Source organism: Pseudomonas syringae (assembly GCF_021606685.1).
Taxonomy (GTDB): Bacteria; Pseudomonadota; Gammaproteobacteria; order Pseudomonadales; family Pseudomonadaceae; genus Aquipseudomonas; species Aquipseudomonas syringae_R.
The window spans coordinates 1-4,332 of the sequence record NZ_WKCB01000141.1 but is presented as its reverse complement, the minus strand read 5'-3'; the positions used below and the strand labels follow the sequence as shown (position 1 = coordinate 4,332).

Below are 4,332 nucleotides of genomic sequence, written 5' to 3'. Positions count from 1 at the left end.
GCACGAGTTGGTTGAGGTCGGCGCGGCAGTTGATCATGCGCTTTTCGTCAACGGCGACGCGGGCGGCGGAGCCTTCGAGTTCGGCGAGGCCTTCGGCGACGTCGAGTTTGTCGAGGGCGGCCTTGGCACGGATGATCGCGGCGGAGTCGTTGGCAGTCACGTTGCGCGCTTCCAGGGCGGCTGCGGCGCCGGCACCGTCAAGGCGGTCCATGTTGGCTTCGCTGGCGTGGCCGGCGTTGGCGCCCTTGATCACCGCTGCACCGGTGTCCTCGTTGTCGACTTCATCCCAACTCAGCATTGAAATACTCCTTCCTGATCTGTTCTGACGGTGTATGAACCCGTCTAAAAATATGCGGTTTGCAGGCTGTTAGGCATTGAAATACTGCGCATAGTGTGGTCGGTAAATACCGATACTGCACACTATGTAGTGGTCTGTTCTGTTTGTGGGCACACTATATGGTGTGTAACAGGGCGGGTCAACGCACAAGACGGGATTGAGTGTCGCAGTGGCGCAAGGGCCGCTTCGGCCTTACAACGGCGTTGCCGTGTGCCCTTTGTTGGCGCAAAGCGCGAGACACAGCGCGGTCGAAACCGACGTGGGGAGCTAATCGACCTGCCTAAGCTAATGCTAAAAAGATATTTATTAAGGGTTTTTAAGATCGTTTAGCTTGGACGCTTCTCAAGACTTTTGTTCATGGAGCGAGCCGCCGATGTCCCACGTGCAGTCAATCACCACCTTGCCGCTGCTGGACTTGTCGCAGCTGGACGGCACCCCGCAGCAGCGCCAGGCGTTTCTCGATGAGCTGCGCCTGGCGGCACGGCATGTCGGGTTCTTCTACCTGACCGGTCATGGCATCGACCCGGCGTTGCTGAGTCAGGTACAGCAGCAGGCGCGCGCGTTTTTTGCGTTGCCCGAGGCGGACAAACTGGCAGTGGGCATGCTCAATTCCCCGCATTTTCGTGGCTATAACCGCGCGGCTTCAGAAATTACCCGGGGTCAACCGGACCTGCGCGAGCAGTTTGACGTCGGCGCTGAACGCGAGCCGTTGGCCGTGGACCAGTACCCGGCGGCCTGGGCCCGTCTGCAGGGCCCGAACCAATGGCCGGCGGCCTTGCCCGACCTCAAGCCGCTGGTACTCGGCTGGCAACAGGCGATGACGCAGATGGCCCTGCGCCTGTTGCGCGCCTTCGCCCAGGCCTTGTCGCTGCCGGAAAACGCCTTCGACACGCTCTACGGCAGCACGCCCAACGAGCACATCAAGCTGATCCGCTACCCCGGTCGCCATGCCCAGCAAAGCCGCCAGGGTGTTGGCGCGCACAAGGACTCGGGTTTTCTCAGTTTCCTGCTGCAAGACCAGCAAGCCGGTTTGCAGGTGGAGGTAGAAGAGGGCCGGTGGATCGACGCATCGCCACGCCCTGGCACCCTGGTGGTGAATATCGGCGAACTGCTGGAACTGGCCAGCAACGGCTACTTGCGCGCCACCGTGCACCGGGTGGTGTCGCCGCCGGTGGGCAGCGAGCGCTTGTCCCTGGCGTTTTTCCTCGGTGCGCAACTGGACGCGGTGGTGCCGGTTTACCAATTGGCGCCCGAACTGCTGCGCGATGCCCATGGCCCCACCAGCGACCCCCGCAACCCGCTGCTGCGTGATGTCGGCTGGAACTACCTCAAAGGCCGCCTGCGTTCCCACCCCGATGTCGCCCAACGCTTCTACGCCGACGCCACACTACCCCAAGCACTGTCCGCCTGATCAGGAGATCACTCTGTTGAAAACATTCGCACTTACCCTGGCGGCATTGCTGACCTCTTTTAGCGTGTCGGCCGCCGATGCCTTGCGCGTCGCCGCCGACCCGATTCCTCACGCGCAGATTCTCGAATATGTACAAAAGCTCGACCCGAGCCTGAAGCTTGAAATCATCGAGATCCCCAGCGGCGTTAACTCCAACGAGTTGCTGGCCCATGGCGACGTCGACGCCAATTACTTCCAGCACGTGCCTTACCTTAACTCCCAGGAACAGGCGCTCGGCCAGAAATTTGCGGTGGCCGCCACCGTGCATATCGAGCCGCTGGGCATCTATTCCCGCCGCCACACCAGCTTCGCCCAGGTGCCGGACAAAGGTACCGTGGCCGTACCGAACAACGTCACCAACCTCAGCCGCGCGCTGTACCTGCTGCAAGCCAACGGCCTGATCAAACTCAAGCCGGGCTTCAACGACGCGTCCAAGGAGCAGGCCACGCCCAAGGACATCGCCGAGAACCCCAAGCACCTCAAGATTCTTGAAATAGAATCGCCGCAGATTCCGCGGGCGCTGGACGACGTGGACCTGGCCGTGATCAACGGCAACTTCGCCCTGGAAGCCGGGCTGGAGCCGGCCAAGGATGCGCTCGGGTTGGAGCAGGCCAAGGGCAACCCGTACGCGAATATTCTGGTGACCACGCCCAAATTGCTCGAAGACCCACGCGTCCAGCAACTGGCCAAGGACCTGCGCTCTCCGGCGGTGGCCAAGTTCATCACCGAGAAATACGCCGGTTCGGTGATCCCGGTGGTCACCGAATGATTGTGGTCGAGGGGGTCAGCAAAACCTACGCCGATGGCCAGCCGGCAGCGTTGGATAACGTCTCGTTGCAGATTGCCGATGGCGCGATCTTCGGCATCGTCGGGCGCAGCGGGGCGGGCAAAAGCACGCTGCTGCGCTGCCTCAACCTGCTGGAACGACCCACCAGTGGACGCATCCTGATGGACGGGCAGGACCTGACCTTGTTGAGTGGCAAAGCCCTGCGCGAGCAACGCCAGCGCATCGGCATGATCTTCCAGGGCTTCAATCTGCTGCACTCGCGCAACGTGGCGGATAACGTCGCGGTGCCGCTGGAAATCGCCAATGTGCCCAAGGCCGAGCGCGCTGCGCGGGTTGCCGAGTTGCTGGCCTTGGTGGGGCTGAGCGACAAGGCGCTGGCGTTTCCCTCACAGTTGTCCGGCGGGCAGAAGCAACGTGTCGGCATTGCCCGTGCATTGGCGGCGCGCCCGGCGTACCTGCTGTCGGACGAAGCCACCAGCGCCCTCGACCCGGAAACCACCGCGTCGATCCTGGCGCTGTTGCGCGATATCAACCGCCAGCTCGGGGTGACCATCGTGCTGATTACCCACGAACTGGACGTGGTCAAGGCGATCTGCGACAGCGCCGTGTCCCTGGCCGATGGGCGCGTGGTGGAAAGCGGCAGCCTGGTGCAGTTGCAGGCAGACCCATCGTCACGTCTGGGCCGTTCGCTGTCGCCCAGCCTGCAAGTGGTGAGGGCGGTATGAAAACCGACTGGAATGACATCCTGCAATTGCTCCTCAATGCCACCGGCGAAACCCTGTACATGGTGCTGCTGGCAGGCCTGTTCACCTTGTTGATCGGCTTGCCGCTGGGCGTGTTGCTGTTCATCAGCCGGCGCGGCGGGCTGTTGCCGTTGCCGCGCCTCAACCGGGCGTTGGGCGGGGTGATCAACCTGGGCCGCTCGCTGCCGTTTGTGGTGATGTTGATCGCGCTGATCCCGCTGACGCGCCTGATCGTCGGCACCACCCTGGGCAGTACCGCTGCGGTAGTGCCGATCACCATCGGCGCGTTTCCGTTTTTTGCGCGCGTTGTCGAAACCGCCCTGGATGAAGTGGACAAAGGGCGCATCGAAGCGATCGTGGCCATGGGTGGCGATATCCGTCATGTGATCCTCAAGGTGTTGTTGCCCGAAGCGTTACCGGCGCTGGTGGCCGGGGTGACCTTGACCGTGGTGATGCTGATCGGCTTTTCGTCGATGGCCGGCGTGATCGGCGGCGGCGGGCTCGGCGACCTGGCGATTCGCTACGGTTACCAGCGTTTCAATAACCAGATCATGGTGGTCACGGTCATCGTGCTGGTGCTGTTGGTGCAGGGTGTGCAAAGCCTTGGCGATCGGTGTGTTAGATCGATGGCACATCGCCGATAAACGGTTATGTACTAATGAATTTTTAATATTTCTAGTCATAACCACGGCTGCGTAAAGTCACCCTTACTTCATCCAGTTTGCTCCCGGAAAATTGTTCATGAGCCGTCCCCACGGGCACCCCACGCCGATCCTCACCTTGCCCCAGGGCGAGAAGGACCCGCTGTCGATTCGCGCCAAGGCCCTGGTGTTTTCCGACCCGCGCTCCCTGCAATTGCTCGATTACCTTAAACGCGTCGGCCCAAGCGAAGCGCCGGTGTTGATCAATGGTGAAACCGGCACCGGCAAGGAACTGGTGGCGCGTTACATCCACAGCGCCAGCGGGCGCACCGGTGCGTTTGTGCCGGTGAACTGCGGCGCGATCAGTGAGAACC

Annotated in this window: 5 protein-coding genes and 1 pseudogene; 5 read left to right on the top strand and 1 reads right to left on the bottom strand. The window is 61.9% G+C overall.

The genetic code is table 11. The features are described from left to right. Positions 1 to 298, bottom strand: a pseudogene (locus tag GIW02_RS26865) (ribonucleotide-diphosphate reductase subunit beta); the annotation flags it as partial. Positions 299 to 710: 412 nt separating this feature from the next. Here GIW02_RS26865 and GIW02_RS26860 point away from each other — a divergent pair. The 5 genes from GIW02_RS26860 to GIW02_RS26840 form a co-directional block, all read left to right on the top strand. Beyond that, positions 711 to 1,748 (top strand): isopenicillin N synthase family dioxygenase, encoded by a 1,038-nt coding sequence (locus tag GIW02_RS26860; protein WP_236419899.1) that lies wholly within the window; start codon positions 711 to 713, stop codon positions 1,746 to 1,748. A 13-nt stretch (positions 1,749 to 1,761) separates the two neighbouring features. Beyond that, complete coding sequence (locus GIW02_RS26855) at positions 1,762 to 2,556, top strand: MetQ/NlpA family ABC transporter substrate-binding protein (protein ID WP_236419901.1); 795 nt, start codon at positions 1,762 to 1,764, stop codon at positions 2,554 to 2,556. Further along, positions 2,553 to 3,299 carry an ATP-binding cassette domain-containing protein gene (locus tag GIW02_RS26850; RefSeq protein ID WP_236422213.1) on the top strand — a complete coding sequence of 249 codons (747 nt, stop codon included), beginning with the start codon at positions 2,553 to 2,555 and terminating at the stop codon, positions 3,297 to 3,299. Before GIW02_RS26855 ends, GIW02_RS26850 begins: the two co-directional genes overlap by 4 nt. Next, positions 3,296 to 3,961 (top strand): methionine ABC transporter permease, encoded by a 666-nt coding sequence (locus GIW02_RS26845; protein ID WP_236419500.1) that lies wholly within the window; start codon positions 3,296 to 3,298, stop codon positions 3,959 to 3,961. The genes GIW02_RS26850 and GIW02_RS26845 overlap by 4 nt, the downstream gene beginning before the upstream one ends. 97 nt (positions 3,962 to 4,058) lie before the next feature. Then, the coding region (locus GIW02_RS26840) for a sigma 54-interacting transcriptional regulator (RefSeq protein ID WP_236422212.1) at positions 4,059 to 4,332 on the top strand (274 nt) is incomplete at its 3' end.

Excerpts from the sequence above, each read along its gene's own strand:
- GIW02_RS26860 (WP_236419899.1), top strand. The coding sequence starts at position 711 with ATGTCCCACGTGCAGTCAATCACCACCTTGCCGCTGCTGGACTTGTCG.
- GIW02_RS26850 (WP_236422213.1), top strand. The coding sequence starts at position 2,553 with ATGATTGTGGTCGAGGGGGTCAGCAAAACCTACGCCGATGGCCAGCCG.
- GIW02_RS26845 (WP_236419500.1), top strand. The coding sequence starts at position 3,296 with ATGAAAACCGACTGGAATGACATCCTGCAATTGCTCCTCAATGCCACC.